17 protein-coding genes and 1 riboswitch are annotated in these 23,902 nt (G+C 52.2%); of the genes, 15 read left to right on the top strand and 2 right to left on the bottom strand.

The annotated features are described in order from the left end of the window. Window positions 1-17: 17 nt before the first annotated feature. The 12 genes from LI015_RS05530 (at window position 18) to LI015_RS05475 (ending at window position 18,447) form a co-directional block, all read left to right on the top strand. The gene (locus tag LI015_RS05530) at window positions 18-1,625 is read left to right on the top strand and encodes a hypothetical protein (protein ID WP_117626178.1); all 1,608 of its coding nucleotides are present in this window, start codon (window positions 18-20) and stop codon (window positions 1,623-1,625) included. A 122-nt stretch (window positions 1,626-1,747) separates the two neighbouring features. Continuing rightward, window positions 1,748-2,734, top strand: coding sequence for a diaminopimelate dehydrogenase (locus tag LI015_RS05525; RefSeq protein ID WP_002572579.1), 987 nt, complete (start codon window positions 1,748-1,750; stop codon window positions 2,732-2,734). Between the two features lie 258 nt (window positions 2,735-2,992). Then, window positions 2,993-3,083: riboswitch (NiCo riboswitch) on the top strand. Between the two features lie 90 nt (window positions 3,084-3,173). Continuing rightward, the gene (locus LI015_RS05520) at window positions 3,174-4,118 is read left to right on the top strand and encodes a cation diffusion facilitator family transporter (protein WP_002564821.1); all 945 of its coding nucleotides are present in this window, start codon (window positions 3,174-3,176) and stop codon (window positions 4,116-4,118) included. 174 nt (window positions 4,119-4,292) lie between these two features. After that, a complete protein-coding gene (locus LI015_RS05515) occupies window positions 4,293-6,305 on the top strand; it encodes a molybdopterin-containing oxidoreductase family protein (RefSeq protein WP_227124287.1) in 2,013 nt (670 codons plus the stop codon). Beyond that, on the top strand, window positions 6,299-9,070 hold the full coding sequence (locus LI015_RS05510; protein WP_195631710.1) for an NYN domain-containing protein: 2,772 nt from the start codon (window positions 6,299-6,301) through the stop codon (window positions 9,068-9,070). Before LI015_RS05515 ends, LI015_RS05510 begins: the two co-directional genes overlap by 7 nt. 158 nt (window positions 9,071-9,228) lie before the next feature. Beyond that, window positions 9,229-9,435 (top strand): DUF378 domain-containing protein, encoded by a 207-nt coding sequence (locus LI015_RS05505; RefSeq protein WP_002564818.1) that lies wholly within the window; start codon window positions 9,229-9,231, stop codon window positions 9,433-9,435. A gap of 383 nt (window positions 9,436-9,818) precedes the next feature. Beyond that, window positions 9,819-11,258 (top strand): extracellular solute-binding protein, encoded by a 1,440-nt coding sequence (locus LI015_RS05500; protein WP_002564817.1) that lies wholly within the window; start codon window positions 9,819-9,821, stop codon window positions 11,256-11,258. Further along, the gene (locus LI015_RS05495; protein ID WP_002564816.1) at window positions 11,236-13,185 is read left to right on the top strand and encodes a sensor domain-containing diguanylate cyclase; all 1,950 of its coding nucleotides are present in this window, start codon (window positions 11,236-11,238) and stop codon (window positions 13,183-13,185) included. The genes LI015_RS05500 and LI015_RS05495 overlap by 23 nt, the downstream gene beginning before the upstream one ends. 75 nt (window positions 13,186-13,260) lie before the next feature. Beyond that, complete coding sequence (locus tag LI015_RS05490) at window positions 13,261-14,241, top strand: Gfo/Idh/MocA family protein (RefSeq protein ID WP_227124286.1); 981 nt, start codon at window positions 13,261-13,263, stop codon at window positions 14,239-14,241. A gap of 283 nt (window positions 14,242-14,524) precedes the next feature. Beyond that, a complete protein-coding gene (locus LI015_RS05485; RefSeq protein ID WP_002564814.1) occupies window positions 14,525-16,471 on the top strand; it encodes an OPT family oligopeptide transporter in 1,947 nt (648 codons plus the stop codon). Between the two features lie 33 nt (window positions 16,472-16,504). Further along, window positions 16,505-16,924, top strand: coding sequence for a PqqD family protein (locus tag LI015_RS05480; protein ID WP_227124285.1), 420 nt, complete (start codon window positions 16,505-16,507; stop codon window positions 16,922-16,924). A 224-nt stretch (window positions 16,925-17,148) separates the two neighbouring features. Further along, window positions 17,149-18,447: a DUF1576 domain-containing protein gene (locus LI015_RS05475; protein ID WP_002564807.1), complete on the top strand. Its 1,299-nt coding sequence runs from the start codon at window positions 17,149-17,151 to the stop codon at window positions 18,445-18,447. Between the two features lie 27 nt (window positions 18,448-18,474). On the opposite strand, the gene LI015_RS05470 is transcribed toward LI015_RS05475, so the two are convergent. Together LI015_RS05470 and LI015_RS05465 are read right to left on the bottom strand one after the other, a co-directional pair. Beyond that, the gene (locus tag LI015_RS05470) at window positions 18,475-18,780 is read right to left on the bottom strand and encodes an AzlD domain-containing protein (RefSeq protein WP_002564806.1); all 306 of its coding nucleotides are present in this window, start codon (window positions 18,778-18,780) and stop codon (window positions 18,475-18,477) included. Beyond that, window positions 18,770-19,489, bottom strand: coding sequence for an AzlC family ABC transporter permease (locus LI015_RS05465; protein ID WP_002564805.1), 720 nt, complete (start codon window positions 19,487-19,489; stop codon window positions 18,770-18,772). Before LI015_RS05465 ends, LI015_RS05470 begins: the two co-directional genes overlap by 11 nt. 247 nt (window positions 19,490-19,736) lie before the next feature. Between LI015_RS05465 and LI015_RS05460 the strand changes: the two genes are divergently transcribed. From LI015_RS05460 to LI015_RS05450, 3 genes are all read left to right on the top strand, one after another. Beyond that, entirely contained in the window at window positions 19,737-20,162 is a 426-nt protein-coding gene (locus tag LI015_RS05460) for a MarR family winged helix-turn-helix transcriptional regulator (RefSeq protein WP_227124284.1), read from the top strand. Between the two features lie 98 nt (window positions 20,163-20,260). Then, window positions 20,261-22,021: an ABC transporter ATP-binding protein gene (locus tag LI015_RS05455; RefSeq protein WP_002564803.1), complete on the top strand. Its 1,761-nt coding sequence runs from the start codon at window positions 20,261-20,263 to the stop codon at window positions 22,019-22,021. After that, window positions 22,008-23,897, top strand: a complete 1,890-nt coding sequence (locus LI015_RS05450; protein WP_227124283.1) for an ABC transporter ATP-binding protein — start codon at window positions 22,008-22,010, stop codon at window positions 23,895-23,897. The genes LI015_RS05455 and LI015_RS05450 overlap by 14 nt, the downstream gene beginning before the upstream one ends. The last annotated feature ends 5 nt before the right edge of the window (window positions 23,898-23,902 follow it).

The following is a 23,902-nucleotide window of genomic DNA, read 5'->3' as shown; positions in this document are numbered from 1 at the left end:
TTTAAAGGATGAAACGAATGGACAGAGACACGGGGGGAAAGAGGAGAAGGAACAAGAAAGGAAGGATGACCTCAGGGCTGGCTGCCCTGGTGTGGCTGCTGTGCGGGGTGTGTGCGGCAGCGGTTGTGTGCGGGGGGCCGGGGGCGGCAGGACTCACTGCTTTCACAGCCTTTGCCGATGTACATGACCCTACGGCGGATACATCCACGGGGACAGGGGAGGTACTGGTGGACATTGCAGGTGAAGACCAGTTAAAGCAATGGTACGACCAGCGTTTAATGGGGGGAAACAGCATAGCAGTTCTGCCAAAAAATCTGGTAATTACAAAACCTCTTACCCTGGGGCTTCCTGACGGCCAGACGAGTACCAGCCCCATTGAAATCAGGATTCCTGAGGGACCCATAAAAATCCTGGCACCTAAAAACCTGACCCAGACAGGCGTTGTCATTGATAATCCAAATCTGCTCATAACGGGAACAAAAAGCCTGATATCGGTTGAGGGGGAAGGATGCCTGACACTGAAACGGGGACAGATACAAAGGGATGCTTCGGATGAACCGGCCATTATCCTGAGAAATCAGGGGATGCTGGTATGGGAAGAAGGCAAGGACTTTGTGGGGCTTAAGAAGACAGACATCCGCGATGAGCGCATAGACCCGCCGGAGCCGGTTCCTCCCGGTGAGAGCCAGACCCCGGAATATGGCGGCACACAGCCCCAGCTGACAGAGGCGGTCCTTTTGAATCTAGGAGCGGACGGCAGCGGTTCTGCCAGGCTGGAATTTAAGAACCTGCCTTCCGATATCAACGCTCTTTACATACTGCGCAGTGAAAGCGGACATTCCTGGAAAAAGGAAAAGAACAAAGTGACTGCAGCGTCGTCACAGAGCGGGCAGGAGACGGTGGAGTACGAGAATTTCCTGAAGGAGACCGGAAACACGCTGAATACAAGCATTGTGGAGGATGGTTATCTCATATACAGGTTCCAGTCAGGGGACAGCTCCTTTTATGTGAAGGCCAGCATCGAGTGGCCCGGCGGAAGCTGTGAGACGGACAAGGTAAAGATAGCCATACCGGAGACCGTTGGCCAGGGACTCACCTTTTCATACGGCGGGAGCTACAGCTATGCAGGAGGATACACAGGCAGCTACGGCAGCAGTTCTGGCGGATATGGGGGAGGTGTTACATCAGGAGGAAATTCCTCTGCCCAGCCAGGCACGCAGGAGGAGTCTGACGCACCGGAGGCGCCGGTGAGAGGCAGGGGAGGCCGCAGGCGGGAATCCTATACTCCGTATTCTGCTCCCGGTTATAAAGACGGGGGAGCAGCCGCCGGACAGACTGCAGAGGAAATGCTTAAAGAGGCAACGCCTTCCCAGGTCCGCGGCCGGGGTGAAAAGAACAGGGACAGTGACCCGCAAATCCAGCCGGCAGATGAAGTGGAGGATACAGCAGGGCTGCCGGAGGGAGAAAATGAAGTCACGGACACGGAGCAGGAACCGTCAAAGGAGGAAGTGCAGGATGGGGAAGATTCCGGGAAATCCGGTTTAAAATGGTATGCAGGGGCTGTCCTCGCTGCTGCGGTGATTGGCGGCACAGCTGTCTGCTTCCGACGGAGAAAGCGAAAGTAACAAAAAACTGGCACTGCGTCAAGGTGCAGTGATAAAAAATGATTTGCCAAGAAAAGAAGGCTGTAGTATAATTTACAAAAACCGACAACCCACACTATTATGTTACAAAGGAGAATAAAAATATGGCAATCAGAGTTGGAATCTTAGGCTACGGAAACCTTGGAAGGGGTGTGGAGTGTGCCGTTAAGCACAATCCCGACATGGAGCTGAAAGCAGTGTTCACCAGGAGGAATCCTGACAGCCTCAGCATATTGACTGAGGGGGCTAAGGTTTGCAGGGCAGAGGATGTTCTGTCCATGAAGGACCAGATTGACGTGATGATACTCTGCGGAGGAAGCGCCACGGACCTTCCCGGACAGACCCCGGAAATGGCAGCGCATTTCAATGTAATAGACAGCTTTGACACCCACGCCAATATCCCCCGGCATTTTGAGGCAGTGGATAGGGCTGCAAAGGAAAGCGGTCATGTGGGAATTATATCCGTTGGCTGGGATCCGGGCATGTTCTCCCTTAACAGACTCTATGCCAATGCCATCCTGCCGGGCGGCAGTGATTATACCTTCTGGGGCAAGGGCGTCAGCCAGGGCCATTCCGATGCAATCCGCAGAATCAAAGGCGTGAAGGACGCAAGGCAGTACACTATTCCGGTGGAGGCAGCTCTTACGGCAGTGAGAAGCAAAAAAGCGCCAAAGCTTACCACCAGGGATAAACACACCAGGGAGTGCTTTGTGGTGGCAGAGGAGGGAGCTGATTTAAAGGCCATCGAGGAAGCCATCGTAACCATGCCGAACTACTTTGCTGATTATGACACCACGGTGCACTTTATCAGCCAGGAAGAACTGATGCGTGATCATGCAGGAATTCCCCATGGCGGTTTTGTTATCCGCACCGGCAGCACGGGATGGAATGACGAGAACGGACATGTGATTGAATACAGCCTGAAGCTGGACTCCAACCCGGAATTCACTGCATCTGTTATTGCGGCATATGCCAGGGCCGCATACCGTCTGAGCAGGGAAGGGCAGTCCGGCTGCAAGACCGTGTTCGACATTGCACCGGCTTACCTGAGCGCTGCGGATGGGGCAGAGCTCAGAAAGCATTTGCTTTAAATTTTGCTTTTAATTACGTTTGAAAACTTCATGCAGGAAATTTAGATAATGGAAAACAGCCATATGGGCAGAGCTTCAGGGGCACTGATATGTTCCCTTCTGCGGATACGGCTGTTTTTTTCATCCGTTTATCACGGCCTGATTTGGATAAATTTACAATCATTACCGCACCAAACAGAAACGTTCCTCATATCCTATCAGTAACAGACTTTCATATCAGTCTGCAGAAAGACACTCTTTGCGCTGCATATCTAATCTACAGTACAAACTGAGCAGGCCAAAGGCGTTTACTGCCTTGGGAGCCGGGCCGCGGGCGGCGGCAGCAGACAGAAGCGTCTGTGGGACAGTGGTTTACTTACATTGCCCCCAGGCGTTTTTTATGTTTTGGGGGCAGGATGTCAGATTAGGTGGTTGTCATATATATGGGAGGAAATCACAGATGGGAGAAGGTAATGAGCAGAAGGTTTCAGGGAAAAAGATAAGAAGTCATGGTGCGGGGCTGGCCATGCGGGTATCCTGTGTCAGCATTGCCATCAACGTAGTACTCTCCGTATTCAAGGTAGGTGCGGGTATCCTGGCCCATTCCGGCGCCATGATATCGGATGGGGTCCATTCTGCCTCGGATGTGTTCAGCACGCTGATTGTCATGGCAGGAATTACCATGGCTTCCAGAAAGTCAGATAAGGAACATCCCTATGGCCATGAGCGGATGGAATGCGTGGCGGCTCTGTTACTGTCAGCCGTACTGTTTGCCACAGGAATCGCCATTGGGGTGAGCGCGGTGGAAACCATTGGTTCGGGACCGGAAGGGAGCAGGAATGTTCCTGGAATGCTGGCTTTAGGGGCCGCGGTTATATCCATTGTGGTTAAGGAATGGATGTTCTGGTATACCAGGGCTGCGGCCAGAAAATTAAAATCAGGTGCACTGATGGCGGACGCATGGCATCACCGCAGCGACGCGCTGTCCTCAGTGGGCGCTTTTATCGGTATTCTGGGCGCCAGAATGGGAGTGCCGGTCATGGACCCGTTGGCCAGCTTCGTCATCTGTATATTCATAGTAAAGGCAGCCCTGGATGTGTTCAGGGATTCCATGGATAAGATGGTGGATAAGGCGTGTGACGAGGAGACCGTCAGATCCATAGAGCAGGCGGCGTTAGATACACGGGGAGTGGAACGTGTGGGCTCCATGAAAACAAGGCTTTTCGGTTCCAGGATATATGTTGACCTGGAGATTGAAGCAGACAAAAGCCTTATGCTGGAGCAGGCATTCACAATTGCAAAGGAAGTCCACGATACCATCGAAGCAAGATTCCCGCAGGTCAAACACTGTTCGGTACAGGTGAGTCCCGAAGGCAGCACAGGCCTGGAGGGGAAGGAAAATTAGTTTGACGGAAAAGCGATTGCTGGCTATACTTAATATCAGATAACAGCGCCCGGAATTCAGGCAGTAATAGGCCCGGACCATGCAGGATCCGGCGGATTGTGCCGGTCCATACCAGACCGCAATCTGCCAGGCCGGATGATGCCCCGGGCGCGGTAATAGAGGGAGTGACAAAAGATGGCATCATATATAAGAAAAACAATCTGTCCCTACGACTGTCCCACATCCTGCGGACTTTTGGCAGAAACAGACGGAACCCGGATTTTGAGTGTGAAAGGCGACCCGGACCATCCGGCTGCAAAGGGGCTGATATGCAGGAAGATGCAGCGCTATGAGCAGTCCATCCATTCATCTGAGCGGATTCTTACACCCATGAAGCGGGTGGGCGCCAAGGGAGAGGGAAAATTTGAACCCATAACCTGGGATGCGGCGGTAAAGGAGATTGCAGGCAGGTGGAACTGTATTCTGGAAGAAGACGGGGCTGATGCTATCCTGCCCATGTATTACTCAGGGGTCATGAGCGTCCTGCAGCGCAAATGCGGGGATGCCTTTTTCAACCGGATGGGTGCCTGTGACATGGTCAGGACACTGTGTTCTTCCGCAAAGGGAGCAGGCTATGAGGCGGTCATGGGGCAGACAGGCTGTCTGGATCCTAGGGAGCTTTCGGACAGCAGCTTTTACCTGGTGTGGGGAAGCAATATGAAGGCCACCAGGCTTCAGTCCATGCCGGCACTGATCCGGGCGCGCAGTCAAGGAAAACGGGTGGTGCTCATAGAATCCTGCGCGGCAGATATGGATGTATACTGCGACCAGACCATTCTGATTCGTCCGGGCACGGACGGCGCCCTGGCATTGGCCATGATGCATGTGATGGAGGAAGAAAACCTGGCGGACAGGGATTTCCTCGCCCATCAGACAGAAGGATATGAGGCGTTCAGAAAGACTCTTTCCCCATACACCCCTGCCTGGGCAGAAAAGGAGACAGGCATCCCCGCAGAGGTAATTGCGGACCTGGCAAAGGAATACGCCTCAGCTGCGGCTCCGGCCATCATTCTGGGAAGCGGTCCCTCCCGCTATGGCAACGGTGGAATGACCACGCGCCTTATCACCATTTTGTCTGCTTATACAGGAGCCTGGGGGCGTCCCGGAGGCGGCTTGTGCGGCTGTAATCCGGGGGCTGGTCTCTATGTGGACAACCGGCTGGTCACCAGGCCGGATTTCAGGAAGAAACCGGGACGCAGGGTGAACATCAATGAGATTGCCTCCGCCCTTACAGGGAGCAGGGGAGAGAAGCCAATACGCAGCTTCTATGTCTACGGAGGCAATCCGGTGGCCTCTGTCTGCTGTCAGAAGGGAATCATGGAGGGACTATTGCGCCCAGATTTATTTACGGTGGTCCATGAGCGGTTCATGACAGATACGGCCATGTATGCGGACATCCTTCTGCCCGCCGCCTTTTCCGTGGAACAGACTGATGTGTATACAGCGTACGGATACTGTACCTTTGGGACAGCCAGGAAAATCATCGAGCCGGCCGGACAGAGTAAGAGCAATTGGAACACCTTTTGCCTGCTGGCTCAGGCCATGGGATATGAGGAGGCATATTTTAAGAAGACAGAGGAAGAGATGTTTGAGGAGCTTCTGGCCCATCCCATGGAGGGGCTATCCTGTATCTCAGAAGAGGAATGGCGTATATTAAGGGAGGGGGGAACCGTATCCACAGCCTTTGCAGACCATGGAAGATTCAGGACGCCTTCCGGTAAAATGATGATTTATAATGAAAACATGGAGGAGTCCATGCCCCGGTATGTTAAATGCCATGGGGGAACATACCCCCTGCGGCTGGTGGCGGTGCCCAGCGCATATACGCTGAATTCAGTCTTTATGGACAGGGAAGATTTAAAGTCAGGCCGGGGCCCTATGGCGCTGATGCTCCATCCAAGAGATGCGGCGGCAAGAAAAATCGCGGACGGCAGTCTCGTTACAGCCTTCAATGAGCTGGCAGAGGTGGAGTTTACCGCGAAAATCACGTCACTGGTGGCGGAAGGAACGGCTGCGGCCGAGGGCGTTTACGACAGGAGCTTTACAAAGGACGGGCTTTTGGTCAATGCCCTTCACCATGAACGGCTGTCCGATATAGGAGCAGCCACCACCCTTAACGACAATACGGTGGATGTACGGCCATGTTAAGAGACATAAGACAGCAGGAAGAGAGACAGGATATGAAATCAATAGTACTTGGTATTCTGGCCCATGTGGATGCCGGAAAAACTACATTATCGGAGGCGCTTCTGTATCTGGCAGGAAGCATACGCAAGATGGGAAGAGTGGACAACAGGGATGCATTTTTAGATACCTATGCCCTTGAGAGAGCCAGGGGCATCACTATTTTCTCAAAGCAGGCAGCTCTGACGTGGGAGGGAATGCCCATGACGCTGTTAGATACGCCGGGCCATGTGGATTTTTCCGCGGAAATGGAGAGAACGCTCCAGGTGCTGGATTATGCGGTGCTGGTCATAAGCGGCGCGGACGGAGTACAAAGCCATACCATAACCTTATGGCGTCTGCTGGCAAAATACAGGATACCTGTTTTCCTTTTTGTCAATAAAATGGACCAGCCCGGTACGGACCGGGAACAGCGAATGAGGGAGCTGCAGAAGCGTCTGGACGACGGATGTGCGGATTTTGCCGGTGCGGGGACAGAAGAATTCACGGAACACGCTGCCATGTGTGACGAGAAGCTGCTGGAGCGATATCTGGAGACAGGGGATGTGGAGGATGATGAGATACGCCGTCTGATTAAGGAACGCCGGCTTTTTCCATGTTTTTTTGGCTCTGCCCTTAAACTTACCGGGGTGGAGGAGCTGTTAGGTGGAATCCGTAAATGGGCCCTGGCGCCGGAATATCCGCAGGAATTCGAGGCAAAGGTGTACAAGATTTCCAGGGATGACCAGGGAAACCGCCTGACCCACTTAAAGATTACAGGCGGAAGCCTTAAGGTAAAGGGAATCATATCCGGCGGAAATACCGAAAAGCCATCCGAGACATGGCAGGAAAAGGTAAACCAGATCCGCGTATATTCCGGGGACCGGTATGAGACAGTGGCTGAGGCTGAGGCCGGAACCATCTGCGCTGTTTCCGGCCTTACCAGGACCTATCCTGGGCAGGGACTGGGAGCCGGGCAGGATTCCATGGTTCCGGTGCTGGAGCCGGTGCTCAATTACCAGGTAAAACTGCCGGAGGGCTGCGACGGGGCTGTGATGCTGCCAAAGTTCCGCCAGCTGGAGGAGGAAGATCCCCTGCTGCGGGTAGTATGGAATGAGGAACTGAAAGAGATATCCATGCAGCTGATGGGAGAAGTGCAGATTGAGGTGTTAAAGAGCCTGATTGAAGAGCGTTTCGGCATACAGGTTGAATTTGGCACAGGAAACATCGTGTATAAAGAGACAATCGCTGGCGCCGTGGAGGGTGTGGGTCATTTTGAGCCCCTTCGCCATTATGCGGAGGTCCATCTTCTTATGGAACCGGGAGAGCGGGGAAGCGGACTCCAGTTTGAGACAAGATGCAGCGAGGATGACCTGGACAGGAACTGGCAGCGCCTGGTGCTGACCCACCTGGAAGAGAAGGTACACCGGGGGGTTCTGACCGGGGCAGCCATAACAGATATGAAGATCACCCTTGTGGCGGGCAGGGCTCATAACAAGCACACGGAGGGCGGAGATTTCAGGCAGGCTACCTACCGGGCCCTGCGCCAGGGGCTTATGGAGGCCTCCTGCATTCTTTTGGAACCGTGGTATACCTTCCGCCTGGAAGTGCCGGAGGCGTCCATTGGGCGCGCCATGACCGATATTGAAAAGCGGTGCGGGACCTGCGTTATCGAGGAAAACAGGCAGGGACAGGCCGTCCTCACGGGACAGGCTCCGGTCGCCGCCATGCGGGGGTATCAGGCAGAGGTTATGTCCTATACCAGGGGACAGGGAAGGCTGGCATGTGCGCTGAAAGGATACGAGCCCTGTCATAACAGCCGGGAAATTATCGGGCAGACCGGCTATGACCCGGAGAGAGATACGGAAAATCCCACGGGATCCGTGTTCTGCGCCCATGGGGCTGGATTTGTGGTAAGCTGGGACCAGGTGAAGGAATACATGCATGTGGACAGCGGTCTTGTAATAGAATCCCCTGATGGGGAGGAGATGGAGGGTGAGAGGAATCCTTTTTCCGGCAGGCATCCGGGGCAATCCTCTGCCGGACAGGAAGAATCCTCAGAGGTATGGCTGGGTACGGATGAAATTGACGCGATACTGGAGCGCACCTTTTATGCCAACAGCCGGGATAAGTCAGCGCGCAAAGGATATCCAGGCAAGAGCAGGGGAAGCAGGAGTGCTGCAGCCTACAGCGGCCCGGTGACCCGTACCTACCAGAAGCAGGAGGCCAGACAGGAATATCTTCTGGTGGACGGCTATAATATTATTTTTGCCTGGGAGGAGCTGAGGGAGCTGGCACAGGACAATATGGACGGAGCCAGAGGCAGGCTTATGGATCTGCTCTGCAACTATCAGGCCATACGCAAGTGCTGTCTCATGGTTGTTTTTGACGCCTACCGGGTGGCGGGACATGCCACAGAGGTTTCTGAATACCACAATATCCAGGTGGTCTACACAAAGGAGGCTGAGACAGCGGACCAGTATATCGAGAAGTTCGCCCATGAAAATGCCCGCAGGTTCGATGTGTCCGTGGCCACCTCCGACGGAGTGGAGCAGGTCATCATCCTGGGCCAGGGATGCCGTCTTATCTCAGCCAGGGAACTAAAGGAGGAGTTGGACCGGGTTAACGGTATGCTGAGGGAAGAATATCTGGAACAGCCCGGTCTTAAACGGAACCGCCTGTATGATATACTTCCGGAAGAGGTAATCCGGCAGATGAAAGAGGCTGCCGCGGAGGACAAGCAGGACTGACCGGCAGAAGCGCCGTCATCTGATTGAAACATCAATCATGAAAAACAGCAAAAAATGTATGGAATTCCACAAACCGGTACATACTACCAGCGTATAGTAAGCTGCATAAGTGCCTGGAAAACAGGCGCAAAATGCTCATGACAAGGAGGTAGCATGCGATGGGTAATAAGGCATTGGATTATACCGCTCTTACAATCGCCCTGATTGGGGCAGTGAACTGGGGGCTGGTAGGATTCTTTAATTTCAACCTGGTTTCATGGATTTTCGGAACAGCCTCATGGGTAACCAGGATAATCTATGCGCTGGTGGGATTGTGTGGCCTGTATCTGATTACATTTTACTCACATTCAGGCAGAGAGGCATAAAAAGAACAGGGCAGGGCCATGGGGGTCCTGTCTTTTTCTTTCGGCGGATTCTGTTTCATACCGCTCGCCTTCTCCATTTTCTTTCTGACTCAGACCAATCTTTTCTGCGGATATTCCCGCCATATTTTTCTTGCATATTCAGAAATTCCATAATAAAATAAAACATCAGCCTCCGGTCCTGTGCTGGTAAAGACCCTGGATTCAAAGGTTAAAGAGCTGGGAATCCCGATATACCCGGAACCAGGGGCGGCTCAGGTTCTGTTATCATACATCCAGAATAGACAGCAGGCCGTGCCGCGTGTTATACTTAAGATGTAACGTGTTTGGAGAATGGCGGCATCTGTGCCTGCCATGGGGGGGACTGCACGGGGAGGTAATTCATTATGAATCGCAGATTATATGTATTTATGCTGGCGGCTGTCATGGCCGCTGCTTTGGGGCTTGGCGGCTGTATGGCCGGAGATGGAAAAAAGGAAGAAAATGAAAAACCCGTGGTGGTAGTGCTCTGGCATTCCTATAACGCGGTGGCCAAGGGCGCCTTTGACGACCTGGTGATGGAATTTAACGAGACTGTGGGTATGGAGCAGGGAATTATAGTGGAACCGGTGGGATACGGCTCCAGCAATGAGCTGGATGATGTGCTGTACGCATCCGCCAGCCATGTTATAGGCTCAGACCCGCTGCCGGATATATTTTCATCCTACCCGGACAGCGCGTACAGGCTGGACGGGATCGTGCCTCTGGTTCATCTGGATGACTATTTTACCGAGGAAGAACTGGACGCTTACCGGTCCGAATTCCTGAAGGAGGGAGTCTGGGAAGGAGACGGCATTCACCGGATGATTCCGGTGGCAAAATCCACGGAGATTCTCTATCTCAATGAAACGGATTGGGAGACATTTGCAGGGGAAACAGGCGCGGACAAGGAGATGCTTAAGACCTGGGAGGGTCTGGCTCAGGCGGCGGGCATGTATTATGAATGGTCCGGGGGCAGTCCGTTCCTGGGTATGAACGCATTCAATGATTTTGCCGCACTGTCGGCCGCCCAGCTGGGAGAGGGTATCCGCTGGACGCAGGATGGGCCTGAATTCAATTATTCCAGGGACACGGCCAGAAGGGTATGGGACGCATACTATGTACCCCATATAAAGGGCTGGTACGAGAGCAGAACCTACAACCAGGACGGCATTAAAAGCGGAAGGCTGATGGCCTATATCGGCTCCTCGGCAGGTGCAGGCTTCTTTCCGCAGTTGGTGATTGAGGATGAAAAACAGTCCCATCCCATTTCCTGCCAAAGCTATGCCTATCCTGTTTTTCAGGATGGTACGCCTTATATGGGACAGAGAGGGGCCAACATGGCGGTGTTTGCCTCAGATGAGAGCCACCAGCAGGCCGCGGTCCGGTTCCTTAAATGGTTCACGCAGCCGGAGCAGAATATACGCTTTGCAGTGGCCACGGGATATCTGCCTGTGCAGGAGAAGGCTCTGGAATCCGTATCAGATCTGGTGTCCCATGTGGAAAGCCGGGACAATGTCCAGGCAGTGGAGCAGAGCATCCGGACCTCCCTTAATGCCCTGAAAAACCACAATGTATATGTCCGGGAGACCTTTCTGGGATCTTATGATATGGACCAGATATTTTCTTCATCCCTGGAGAACTGTGTGAATGTGGATTTGGAAACTCTGAAGCAGAGGATGGAAAAAGGTGAGAGCAGGGAGTCGGTGGAAAGAGAACTGCTGGACGAGGAGCATTTTGACCGTTGGTATGAAACACTCCTAAAAGAAATGGCTGGTAAGACAGATGGACAGAAAATTCAGAAGTAAATCCATAGCATTTAAGCTGACCATAGCATTTGTGGTATCATTGGTACTGCAAAGCGTGCTTCTGGTGTCCTTTATGGTGGCAGGGGGAGTGATGGAACAGGCAGAGGCCAACCAGTACCGCATATTTGCGGAAAAGGTAAAGGGCCGCAGGAATAATCTGGAGAACCAGATGAAGAATGTCTGGACTAATTTCAGCCATCATACGGATACCATAAGCCGGTATTTTGACAGTCCGGACGGGCTGGAATATCAGGGACAGCCGGACCGCATGCTGGAGGCGCTGGCGCCTGAGGTCCTGGATGCCCTGTACGACACAAAGACCACCGGCGTGTTCCTGATACTGCCGGACGAGGGGGAGACGGACGGTTCCCTGGCCGCCCTGTATTTCAGGAATAATAATCCGGACCGCAACAGCAGCCAGAATGAAAATCTGTATATGCTCATCGGCCCATGGAATGTAGCCGAAAAGATGAAAATTTCCACCACGGCTAACTGGAACTTCCGGTTGGAGGTCAATGAAGAAAACCGCGATTTTTTCCAAAAGCCCTGGAGCGCGGCAGCGGAAAACGGGCGCTCTAAATGGCTGGGATACTGGAGTCCCCCTTTTCAGGTAAATGAGGGAGATGAGGATGTGATTACCTATTCCGTGCCACTGTTCGGCCAGGACGGCAGGGTGCTGGCTGTCTTTGGCGTGGAGATATCCGTGAGCTATCTGTACCGGTTCCTTCCTGCCTCTGAACTTCAGACAGGGGACTCCTACGGTTATGTCATCGGATACCGGTCGGAGCGGGAGAAGAAAGAGACAGCGGTTACTTACGGCGCCCTCCAGAGACAGCTGGCCGGGCAGGACCGCAAGTTTGAGATGGAGCTTAAGGACAAGGAAAATTCCATATATACCCTGCTGAACACGGACCGGACCGGCCGGAAGATTAACGCCTGCGTGAACCAGATGGGGATGTACTACCACAATACCCCGTTTGAAGGAGATGAGTGGTACCTGATCGGACTTATGGAGGAGCCGGTGCTCTTGCAGTTTCCGCGCAGAATCGGTCAGATACTGGAGTATTCCCTGGTTCTTTCCCTGGCAGCCGGTCTTATCATAGCTGTGTTTACCAGCCAGTGGTTTGCCAGGCATGCCAAGCTTATAGAATTGTCGGAACTTCCTGTGGGAGCCTTTGAGATATCAGGGCGTTCCTCCAAGGTGCTTATGACCAGCCAGATACCCAGGCTTTTAAGGCTTACAAAGGAGCAGGAGCACCTGTTTTCCCGGGATAAGGATGAATTCATACGTTTCCTAAAGAGCCTTGCTTCACACAGGGACGGAGGTCCCGGTGTGATAAAGATGGATACCGCGGAAGGAACCCGGTGGATTAAAATAACATGCAAAACAGCAGTACATCCCATCCGCTGTGTGGTGGAGGATGTGACGGATGAAATCCTTGAAACAAAGGCGCTTAAGGTGGAACGTGACAGGGACGGACTTACGGGTGTTGGAAACAGGCTGGCATATGAACACATGCTGCAGCACAAGAACAGCCATCCGCAGGAGATACCGGGAAGCGGTTTCCTGATGTGCGATCTCAATGACCTCAAGGGGGTCAATGACCGCTTCGGCCATGACAAGGGGGACGAATACATCCGCAGGTCCGCTGACATTATACGGGAAGCGTTTCCGGGGGCGCCCCTGTTCCGCATTGGAGGGGATGAGTTTGTGGTCCAGTTAGACGGTTTGGGACAGGAGCAGGTGACCCGTGGAATTCTGGCCATGGAGAGGGCTGTGAAGGCTTACAGCGACGGGAATGTATTTCCGGCGGGCATTGCGGCAGGTTATGCCTTCTTTGACCCGGGTAAGGATGTGAGCCTGGAAAGCACGCTGGCCAGGGCGGACACTTACATGTACAGGAAAAAGCATAAGATGAAGCGTTAAATATTGTATCGGACTCGCCTGCGGGTATATTTGATTGAAAATTTTGAGTAAATAAAACAGTTGGAGGCATCTTATATGAATTGGGCAATCTTGGCAACCGGCACCATAGCGGCAAAGTTCGCTGAAACAGTAAACGGTATGAAGGGGGAGGACCGATTGGCGGCCTGCGGTTCCCGTTCCCGGGAGAAGGCGGAGGCTTTCGGTAAGAAATACGGAATTCCCAGGACATACGGTTCTTATGAGGAGCTTCTCAGAGACGAGGAGGTGGACGCGGTCTATGTGGCGACTCCCAACAACATGCATTATGAGAACTGTATGGCATGTCTTGAAGCGGGAAAGCATGTGTTATGTGAGAAGCCCTTTACCACCAATGTAAAGGAAGGGGAACGTCTTTTCGCCGCGGCAGAGGAAAGAGGCCTGTTCATCATGGAAGCCTTCTGGATCCGCCATCTTCCGGCCCTGAAAAAGATGCAGGAGCTGATAAACGGGGGAGTTATCGGCCAGGTGGGATTTGCCAGGTGTGATTTTGGCTTTGTGGCTGAAGGGGCAAGGAAGGCGCGCAAGTTTGATTCCGGGCTGGGCGGAGGTGCTCTTCTGGATGTGGGCATCTATAACCTGGGATTTCTGCGCATGGTTATGGGAGATAAACAGCCGGAACATGTTACATCGGAGTATCATCTGAATGAATTCGGCACCGATGATTACAGCACGGTTCTGCTCCGATATCCGGGTGGTTTCAGGGCGGCGGCTACCGCCTCCATCGGCATGGATATGCCAAGGGAAGCAGCCGTGTTCGGATCCAGGGGCTCCATTTATCTGCCGGATTACCAGAAGGCAGAACGGCTGATTATCCGTCCCATGAAGGGGGAGGAATATGTCATGGATTTTCCTTTTGAGGTAAATGGCTTTGAGTATCAGATACGGGAAGTAAACAAGTGCGTCCGGCTGGGTATGTCCTCCAGCGATGTACTTAAGAAAGAGGACACACTGGACATTCTTAGACTTATGGATGATATAAGGGCTTCCTGGGGACTTGTGTTTGATTGTGAAAAATAATGGATTTCGGAAATTTTTTCCGGCCACAGGCCACAAAACAGAGAAAACACTTTGTTTTGTAAGGTTGTGTGGCCGTTTTATTAAATAAAAATGATGGAAAAATTAAAAAAATTAATGCAATTCTTACCATTTACACAAAAATTGTGGAAATTTTTTCTGAAGGATGCTATAATTACGGGGATAAGATACAAGCCGTCCTGTCTCGGCAGGGTTGGCTTGTATCTCACGTAAGAGCCAAAATATCCGGTTTTTATGTGGTCAATACGAAAGGAGCGATAGATACATGAAAGATGAAAATGGTTTTAAACCATTTATACCGGCGGACAAGGTGGTTCCGGAAGTAACCGCGGTTTCTGTGATCCTGGGTATCCTTCTGGCTGTTCTCTTTGGTGCTGCCAATGCTTATCTGGGCCTTCGCGTCGGTATGACCGTGTCCGCATCCATACCTGCGGCAGTTATCTCCATGGGCGTTATCCGGGTAATCCTCAGAAGGGATTCCATTCTGGAAAACAACATGGTGCAGACCATTGGTTCTGCCGGTGAATCTGTGGCAGCAGGAGCCATCTTTACCCTGCCTGCCCTGTTTATGTGGATGAGTGAGTGGGGAGAGGGCGCGCCTTCCCTGGTTGAGATTGCGCTGATTGCGCTGTGCGGAGGCGTGCTGGGCGTGCTGTTTATGATTCCTCTGCGCCAGGCGCTGATTGTGAAGGAGCACGGAGTGCTTCCCTATCCGGAAGGCCAGGCGTGTGCCGAGGTACTGATTGCGGGAGAGCAGGGCGGTTCCAAGGCAGGTGTTGTATTTGCAGGCATGGGAATTGCCGCTTTGTACAAGTTTGTGGCTGACGGCCTGAAGCTGTTCCCCAGCGATGTGGATTATGATATCCAAAAATACGGCGGAGGCGTGGGTATTTCCGTGCTTCCTGCCCTTGCGGGAGTGGGCTACATCTGCGGTCCAAAGATTTCCTCCTACATGTTTTCGGGAGGCATTATATCATGGCTGATTCTGATGCCCATTATCAAGCTGTTCGGAAGCGGACTCACAGCGCCCTTTGCACCGGCTGATGTGCTGATCAGCGAGATGAGCAGCCAGGCTATGTGGGGCTCTTATATCCGTTACATCGGCGCCGGCGCCGTGGCAGCGGCAGGCATCATAAGCCTGATTAAGTCTCTTCCCATGATTGTAAATACCTTCAGGGATGCCATGCGGGACTTAAAGGGCGGACGTCAGGCTTCCACTCTGCGCACGGACAGGGATATTCCTATGAATGTGGTACTCATAGGTGTTCTCATTGCCGTGGTAATCATATGGCTGGTGCCGGCTGTTCCTGTAAATTTTGTGGGCGCCATGCTGATTGCAGTGTTCGGTTTCCTGTTTGCGGCCGTGTCCTCACGTCTGGTGGGATTGGTCGGATCCTCCAATAACCCGGTATCCGGCATGGCCATTGCCACACTTCTGGTATCGGCGCTGGTGCTTAAAGCCGTGTCCGGCGCCACCCATGAGAGCATGATGGGCGTTATCTCCATCGGCGGTGTTATCTGCGTTATTGCAGCTATTGCCGGGGATACCTCCCAGGATTTAAAAACAGGTTATCTGGTTGGATCCACTCCAAGGAACCAGCAGATGGGAGAGCTGATTGGCGTGGTTTCTTCTGCCATTGCCATCGGCGGCGTACTTTACCTTCTGAACCAGGCCTGGGGCTATGGCTCGGCGGAACTTCCGGCTCCTCAGGCCATGATTATGAAGACTGTGGTAGAGGGCGTCATGGACGGCAACCTTCCATGGAACATGATTCTGGCAGGAGCAGCCATTGCCGTTGTCATTGAGATCCTTGGGATACCGGTAATGCCGGTAGCAGTAGGTTTATACCTGCCTCTGAGGACCACGGCAGCCATCATGGTGGGAGGACTCATCCGCCACTGGTATGAAAAGCGTAAATACGCAAAGGAGGAGGATAAGAAAGAGGCCATTGACCGGGGCGTGCTCTATACATCGGGCATGATTGCGGGAGAAGGTCTGGTCGGAATCCTGCTGGCTGTATTTGCCATCATCCCCCTTGCAAGCGCGCGGGGCGGGTATCTGGGCGATTTTATCAATCTGTCTGCCCTGGATAACGGCTTAGGTGCTTTTCTGGTAAGTCCGGCGGCAAAGATTGTATCACTTATTGTCTTTGGGTTACTGATGCTTACCATGTGTAAATTTACCATCTGGCATAAAGAGAACAGGAAATAACCATACTGGTATAACAGTGCGGGTTCTGTGTGCATGGGGTGTCAGGAATCCTGGCGCCCTGTGCATGTTTATGAACAGAAGGAGATGGAAGGAAGGATTACATTGGGCTTCAATAAGAAAAAAGACCAGAATTATCTGGAAAAGGTACCGGTCAGAAACCCTGAGTTCTCATGGAAAGAGGACCAGCAGGGAATCGTGACCGTGGATATGATGCACAAGGGAATCTTTGATAAGCTGGCCCAGAAGCTGTGGGTCACGCCCAGGGTGAGCCATGTAAAGCTGGACCGGTTCGGAAGCTTTGTCTGGAAGCAGATGGATGGAAACAGAAATATCATTGCCATTGGAGCGCTGGTCAGGGAAGAATTCGGAGACCAGGCCGAGCCGCTGTATGAACGGCTGGCCAAGTTTGTGAAGATGTTAAGGGATAACCGTTTTGTGATATTTGGAAAATAGGAAAAATGAGATGTGGGATGCCCGGGTGACCGGGCGCTTTTTTTGTTTTGGGGGCAGTTGAAGGAAGAATGTTTCGGCTGCCTTCTGTGCCTGAACAGTAAATATGCCGGGATATGCCTAACCTAACCCATAATAATAAATTTTCCAATAGAAGTAAAAAATGTCTTTGCCAACCGGGGGTCTATCAGTTATGATAGAAAAAGAATGTTGATTGGGAGGTATTTATGAAACATCTGGAACATTTTCATGAACTGAAATCCCTGACCAGGAAGCAGAAGTTTTTTCTGCTGTCGCTGCTTCCTGTTTATTTTATGGTCATTGGGCTGTTTCTGCAGCCAATCCAGGAAATCGGTCCGGGAATCGTGCGTCTGATAAAAGAGCCGGATTTTCTGATTACGGATTATTTTGTTGTGGGCGGTGTGGGGGCGGCCCTCATCAACGCCGGTGCACTGACTCTTATGAGTATTGGTATCATCTACTTCATGGGTATGGATATGGACGGCCACACCATCACTTCCAGCTGTCTGATGTTCGGTTTCTCGCTGTTTGGCAAAAACCTGCTTAACATCTGGGCTATTTTGGCCGGAGTGTACCTGTACGCCAGGTACCACAAGACGTCCATGCGCAGGTATATTTATATTGGCTTTTACGGCACCAGCCTTTCGCCCATCATCACCCAGATGATGCAGGTGGGCAATCTGCCGGTGGTGATGCGGATGGCCATAGCCCTGGCCGTGGGGCTCATTATAGGCTTTGTGCTGCCGCCTCTTTCCACTCATGTGCATTTTGCACACAAAGGATATTCTTTGTACAATGTGGGGTTTGCCGCAGGCATCATAGCGACGGTCATTGTGTCAGTGTTAAAATCCCTTGGAGTGGAGATAGAATCCAGGCTCATATGGTCCACGGGAAACAATGAGATCTTTGGAATCGTGCTGTCCGTACTGTTTGGCGGAATGATTGTATTCGGGGTTGCGGTGCGGGGCAGAAGCATCTGGGAATCTTACAGAAGAATTATCAAATCCTATGGAATCGGCGGAACAGATTATCTGAGAGATGAAGGCGGTGCCAGCACTGTGTTCAACATGGGAGTCAATGGACTGTTTGCCACCTATTTTGTGCTGGCAGTGGGAGGTGAACTGAACGGACCTACCATCTGCGGAATCTTCACCATTGTGGGCTTTGGGGCCACGGGAAAACATCTGAGGAACATAGCTCCGGTGATGATGGGGGTATATCTGGCCAGCTTTACCAAGACATGGAACATTTATCAGCCATCCCCCATGCTGGCCCTTTTATTCTCCACCACCCTTGCGCCGGTGGCAGGGGAATTCGGCGTGGTGGCCGGAATCGTGGCAGGCTACCTGCATTCCTCCGTTGCCCTCAATGTGGGAATCGTGTATGGGGGCATGAACCTGTATAATAACGGTTATGCAGGCGGAATCGTGGCCATATTCATGGTTCCTGTCATCCATTCCATCATGGACAGGCGGGCAAGGGCAAGAGGCGGATTGTCGCTGTAGGAGTCCTGGGATGTGAAATGGTTTTATTTACAGAAACAGTTCCAGCAGAAATACCATGGCACATGCGGCCAGGGACACCTGGAACAGGCTCTTTCCCTTCCAGGCCAGAAGAACAGCCACTGCCAGGGCTGCTGCGCCGGACCACACAGAGGCTGTGGCGTGGAGAATGGCAGGAAAGGTCATGACGGACAGGGTGACGTAGGGGACGTAATAGAGAAAAGACTTGACATATACGTTCTTTATCTCCTTCTTAATCAAGGTCAGCGGAAGAAGACGGATCAGGTAGGTCACGCCTGCCATCACAAGAATATACAGGTACACATTATGATTCATGTTCATTTTCCTCCTTTACAGGGAACAGAATGGCTGCGGCACCGGCAATCAGGATGGTTAGCAGAATGATTTTAAAGCCGGATGATAGACCTGCCAGCAGGGGGACATGGGCAAACACAAGGCTTAAGGCCATGGAGGCCAGGATGACGCCGGTGAGAATCCTGCTTGTCTTGGCCGGCGGAATCACCACGGCCAGGAACATTCCGTACAGTGCCACGTTCAGGGCGCTTAAAAGGCGTGCCGGAAGCAGTTCCCCGGAAACAGCTCCCAACAGGGTGCCGAGGGTCCAGCCGGGTACGGCGACACAGATGAGCCCATAGCTGTAAAAGGGACTTAAGAAGCCGGGCCGGCATACGGAAACGCCGAATATCTCGTCTGTAACTCCATAGGACATAAAGAAACGGTGGAAGAAGGGCATGTCTGCGCCCAGCTTCTGGGACAGGGAACAGGACATAAGACAGTAGCGCAGGTTGATGATGAGCTGGGCCACTGCCATTTCCATAAAGGGGGCCCCGGCCTGTATGATTCCCAGTGCTGCAAACTGTCCCGCGCTGGTCAGGTTTGTAAAGGACATGACAACGGACTGTAGGGTGGTGAGGCCGGCTCCCCTTGCCATGATTCCAAATGTAAAGGACACGGCCAGGTATCCCAGACCGATGGGTATGCCGTCTTTTAGTCCGCAATGAAATTGATGTGAATTGTGTTTCATGATAACCTCTCAGAGTATGAATTGGGATAAGACACCCCTACCAATTATAGCAGGAAAATCCAGGTTGTAAATGCGGATTTTATCAAATCATGGGGGAACTCTCCTGAACCTTACCGGACCGGTCCTGCCTGGCGCCGGAGCCGTTACAATTGTGTGAATTTGGTTGACAGACCGGATAGGTTGCCTTAGAATTGTTAGGTGACTAACAGAAACTGTTTTTCTGCATATAATAAAAGGAGTAAATTCCATGGCTGTTAATCCTACCGTCCGCCTTATCGCCACCCTTTCCAACCTGATCCGGCGCAAGATTGACAGCGCTGAGGGTGTGGGAGGGCTGACACCTGCCCAGAACGGAATTCTGCACTTTATTCTCGGCCGCTGCAGGGAGCAGGACCTGTTTCAGAAGGATATAGAGGAGGAATTTAACCTGCGCCGCCCCACGGCCACGGAGATTCTGAAGCTGATGGAGCGAAAGGGCCTGATTTACAGGGAGGAGGCGTCCTATGACGCCAGGTGTAAAAAAATCATTCCCACTAAAAAAGGATGGGAGCTGGAAGGACGGGTGCTTAAGGATATCCTGGAAATGGAACAGTTCATAACACGGGATATTCCAAAGGAAGAACTGGATACATTCATCCGAATCGGGATGAAAATGATGAAGAATCTTAAGTAATGGGGAAGGGCCTATGGCTGCCACCAGGCAGCGCCGTCTTAGGCTCTTTAAATTGCCCCAAAATCCAAGGGAATTTACAAAAAAAGGAGGTTTTAACAGTGAAAGGACAACATCAAAAGACAGTCCGGGCTTTGCTTGGCTCAGTCCGGGAGTATAAAAAGCCATCTCTTCTCTGCCCGGTTTTTGTGGTGCTGGAGGTGCTTATGGAAGTTCTGGTGCCCGGCGTCATGGCGCTGATGATTGATAAGGGGATGAGCGGGGGAAGTATCGGCTATATTCTGAAGATTGGAGCCGTGCTTTTAGTTATGTCCATGATGGCTCTGGTATTCGGTATCCTGGCAGGGACGAATGCGGCCAGGGCCTCGGCAGGTATGGCACGGAATTTGAGAAAGGATATGTTCCACCACATACAGGAGTTTTCTTTTTCCAATATTGACCGCTTTTCTCCTTCCAGTCTGGTGACGCGTCTGACCACGGACATCACCAATGTGCAGAATGCGTACCAAATGGTAATCCGCATTGCTATCAGAGGCCCCATCATGCTCTGTTTTGCGCTGATTATGGCTATGGGAATCAGCAGGGAGCTTTCCACCATCTTTTTTATCGTGCTGCCAATCCTGGCAGCGGGGCTCTTTTACATTGTGATAAAGGCCCATCCCTATTTTGAGGCTGTATTCAAGCGCTATGACGTGTTAAACCGCGTGGTTCAGGAAAATCTGAACGCCATCCGGGTGGTAAAAGCCTATGTGAGGGAGCCGTATGAAATCGAAAAGTTCCGGCACATATCCCAGGAGGTCTTTTATCAGTTTAAGTATGCGGAAAAGATTGTAGCCTGGAACAGCCCGCTGATGCAGTTCTGCATGTATAACTGCATCCTGCTGGTATCAGGGCTGGGAGCCAGACTCATTGTGGGAAGCAGAATGACAACAGGTGAGCTCACCAGCATGATTATCTATGCGGTCCAGATATTGTCCAGCCTGATGATGCTCTCCATGGTGTTTGTGATGGTCATCATGGCCCGTTCTTCGGCAGAGCGTATTGTGGAGGTGCTGGATGAAAAGAGCAGCCTGTCAGACCCGGATGATCCGGTACAGGAGGTGGCGGACGGCAGCATTGACTTTGAGCATGTGTCCTTCAGCTACATAGGAGATAAGGAGAAGCTGGCTCTTAAGGACGTGGATATCCACATAAAATCCGGAGAGACCATAGGCATACTGGGAGGGACTGGAAGTTCCAAGACCACTCTTGTGCAGCTGATACCAAGGCTGTACGATGTGACCGGGGGCTGTCTTAAAGTGGGCGGACGGGATGTGAAGGAGTATGGGCTTAAGTCCCTGAGAAATCAGGTGGCAGTGGTTCTGCAGAAAAATATCCTGTTCAGCGGCACCATCCGTGAAAACCTGCGGTGGGGCAATGAAAATGCCACGGACGGGGAAATCGAGCGGGCCTGCTGTCTGGCCCAGGCAGACGAGTTTATCCGGCAGTTTCCCGACCAGTATGAAACCTATATCGACCAGGGAGGAACCAATGTATCCGGGGGACAGAAGCAGAGGCTCTGTATTGCCAGGGCCCTGCTCAAGAAGCCTAAGATATTGATTCTGGATGATTCTACCAGCGCAGTGGATACGAAAACAGACGCCATGATTCGCAGGGCGTTCCGGGAGGAGATTCCTGACACCACCAAGATAATCATAGCACAGAGGATATCCTCGGTGGAGGATGCAGATAAGGTGATCGTGCTGAACCACGGCGCTGTGGATGACTTTGGTACGCCCCAGGAGCTGTTTGCCAGGAATAAGATTTACAGGGAAGTATTTGAATCCCAGAAGAAAGGGGGAGATGATCATGATGGGAAATAAGAAAAACGCAGCCGTGAACCACCATTATGCCAAAACGGCAAAACGCCTTATGGGGTATGTGGCAGGCACTTACAGGCTCCAGTTTGTCTGTGTGCTGGTGACCATTGTCATAAGCGCTCTGGCCAATGTGGCGGGACCGCTGTTTTTGATGGTGCTCATAGATGATTTTATCACCCCTCTCCTGGGGCAGCAGCATCCTGATTTTACGGTTCTGAACCATGTTATGGCAGGGCTGGCAGCCTTTTATGTGGCCGGGGTTATTTGTACCTACACTTATAACCGTCTGATGATAAATATTGGCCAGGGCGTCCAGAAGCGTATCAGGGATGAGATGTTTGAGCATATGCAGACGCTGCCTGTACGGTATTTTGACCGTCATCCCCATGGAGAGCTTATGAGCCGTTATACCAATGATATCGACACCCTGAGACAGATGATTAACCAGGCTCTGCCCATGGTATTGTCCTCCTTTGTCACCATCATAGCCATATCCGCGGTGATGATAGGTATCAGCGTTCCCCTCTCTGTCCTGGCAGCAGCCATGATAGTTCTCATGCTCTTTGTCAGCAGGACTCTGGCAGGCCGGTGCGGACGATATTTCGTGGCGCAGCAGCTGGCTATCGGAAAGGTGACGGGATACATTGAGGAGCGTTTAAGCGGACAGAAGGTCATCAAGGTATTTAACCATGAGGAGGAGACCAGGGAGGAATTCGACAAGCTGAATGACCGGCTCTATGACAGCGCATTCCACGCCAACAAGTACGCCAATGTTATTATGCCGGTCATTACCAACATAGGCAACCTGCAGTTTGTGCTCACAGCTATCGCAGGAGGAATTCTGTCACTAAGCGGCCTGGCAGGGCTGACCCTGGGCCAGATTGCTTCTTATCTCCAGTTTACAAAGAGCTTTAACCAGCCCTTTGCCCAGATATCCCAGCAGTCCAATTCCATTATCATGGCCCTGGCAGGGGCAGAACGTATTTTTAATATGATGGATGAGGAACCGGAGACAGACCGGGGAGATGTGACCCTTGTCAATGTCCGTATGGATGAAAGCGGAAAAATGACAGAGGTACCGGAACGGACCAGCCTGTGGGCCTGGAAATGTCCCTGTGAGGACGGCACGGCCGCATACACAAGACTTACCGGTGATGTGCGGTTTCAGGATATGGACTTTGGATACGAGCCGGGGCATGCAGTGCTCCATGACATCAGCTTGTATGCGAAGCCGGGGCAGAAGCTGGCTTTTGTGGGAGCCACAGGGGCGGGAAAGACCACCATAACCAATCTGATTAACCGTTTTTACGACATACAGAAGGGCTCTATCACATATGATGGTATTGATATCCGCCATATAAAGAAAGACGACCTGCGCCGCTCTCTTGGCATCGTGCTCCAGGATACCCACCTGTTTACCGGTACAATCAGAGAGAATATACGATATGGAAAGCTGGATGCCACGGACAGGGAGATCTGCGATGCGGCGAAGCTGGCCAATGCCGACCAGTTTATAGAGATGCTGCCGGAAGGATACGATACCATGCTTACAGGAGACGGCGAGGAGCTGTCCCAGGGCCAGCGCCAGCTTTTAGCCATTGCGCGGGCAGCCATTGCAGATCCTCCGGTCCTGATTCTGGATGAAGCCACTTCCAGCATTGATACCAGGACAGAGGCTATGGTGCAGAGAGGCATGGATGAGCTGATGAAGGGCAGAACCGTATTCGTCATAGCCCACAGGCTTTCCACCATCCGCAATTCCGACGCTATCATGGTACTGGACCATGGACGTATTGCTGAGCGGGGAGACCACGAGAGCCTGATAAGGGAGAGGGGAATGTATTACCAGCTGTATACAGGCGGGCTGGAGCTGGAGTAGGAGAG

This window comes from Enterocloster sp. 210928-DFI.2.20 (genome assembly GCF_020554465.1).
Lineage (GTDB): Bacteria > Bacillota > Clostridia > Lachnospirales > Lachnospiraceae > Enterocloster > Enterocloster bolteae.
This window is presented reverse-complemented; position numbering and strand designations above follow the sequence as displayed.

Excerpts from the sequence above, each read along its gene's own strand:
- LI015_RS05530 (WP_117626178.1), top strand. The coding sequence starts at position 18 with ATGGACAGAGACACGGGGGGAAAGAGGAGAAGGAACAAGAAAGGAAGG.
- LI015_RS05525 (WP_002572579.1), top strand. The coding sequence starts at position 1,748 with ATGGCAATCAGAGTTGGAATCTTAGGCTACGGAAACCTTGGAAGGGGT.
- LI015_RS05520 (WP_002564821.1), top strand. The coding sequence starts at position 3,174 with ATGGGAGAAGGTAATGAGCAGAAGGTTTCAGGGAAAAAGATAAGAAGT.
- LI015_RS05515 (WP_227124287.1), top strand. The coding sequence starts at position 4,293 with ATGGCATCATATATAAGAAAAACAATCTGTCCCTACGACTGTCCCACA.
- LI015_RS05510 (WP_195631710.1), top strand. The coding sequence starts at position 6,299 with ATGTTAAGAGACATAAGACAGCAGGAAGAGAGACAGGATATGAAATCA.
- LI015_RS05505 (WP_002564818.1), top strand. The coding sequence starts at position 9,229 with ATGGGTAATAAGGCATTGGATTATACCGCTCTTACAATCGCCCTGATT.
- LI015_RS05500 (WP_002564817.1), top strand. The coding sequence starts at position 9,819 with ATGAATCGCAGATTATATGTATTTATGCTGGCGGCTGTCATGGCCGCT.
- LI015_RS05495 (WP_002564816.1), top strand. The coding sequence starts at position 11,236 with ATGGACAGAAAATTCAGAAGTAAATCCATAGCATTTAAGCTGACCATA.
- LI015_RS05490 (WP_227124286.1), top strand. The coding sequence starts at position 13,261 with ATGAATTGGGCAATCTTGGCAACCGGCACCATAGCGGCAAAGTTCGCT.
- LI015_RS05485 (WP_002564814.1), top strand. The coding sequence starts at position 14,525 with ATGAAAGATGAAAATGGTTTTAAACCATTTATACCGGCGGACAAGGTG.
- LI015_RS05480 (WP_227124285.1), top strand. The coding sequence starts at position 16,505 with ATGGGGTGTCAGGAATCCTGGCGCCCTGTGCATGTTTATGAACAGAAG.
- LI015_RS05475 (WP_002564807.1), top strand. The coding sequence starts at position 17,149 with ATGAAACATCTGGAACATTTTCATGAACTGAAATCCCTGACCAGGAAG.
- LI015_RS05470 (WP_002564806.1), bottom strand. The coding sequence starts at position 18,780 with ATGAATCATAATGTGTACCTGTATATTCTTGTGATGGCAGGCGTGACC.
- LI015_RS05465 (WP_002564805.1), bottom strand. The coding sequence starts at position 19,489 with ATGAAACACAATTCACATCAATTTCATTGCGGACTAAAAGACGGCATA.
- LI015_RS05460 (WP_227124284.1), top strand. The coding sequence starts at position 19,737 with ATGGCTGTTAATCCTACCGTCCGCCTTATCGCCACCCTTTCCAACCTG.
- LI015_RS05450 (WP_227124283.1), top strand. The coding sequence starts at position 22,008 with ATGATGGGAAATAAGAAAAACGCAGCCGTGAACCACCATTATGCCAAA.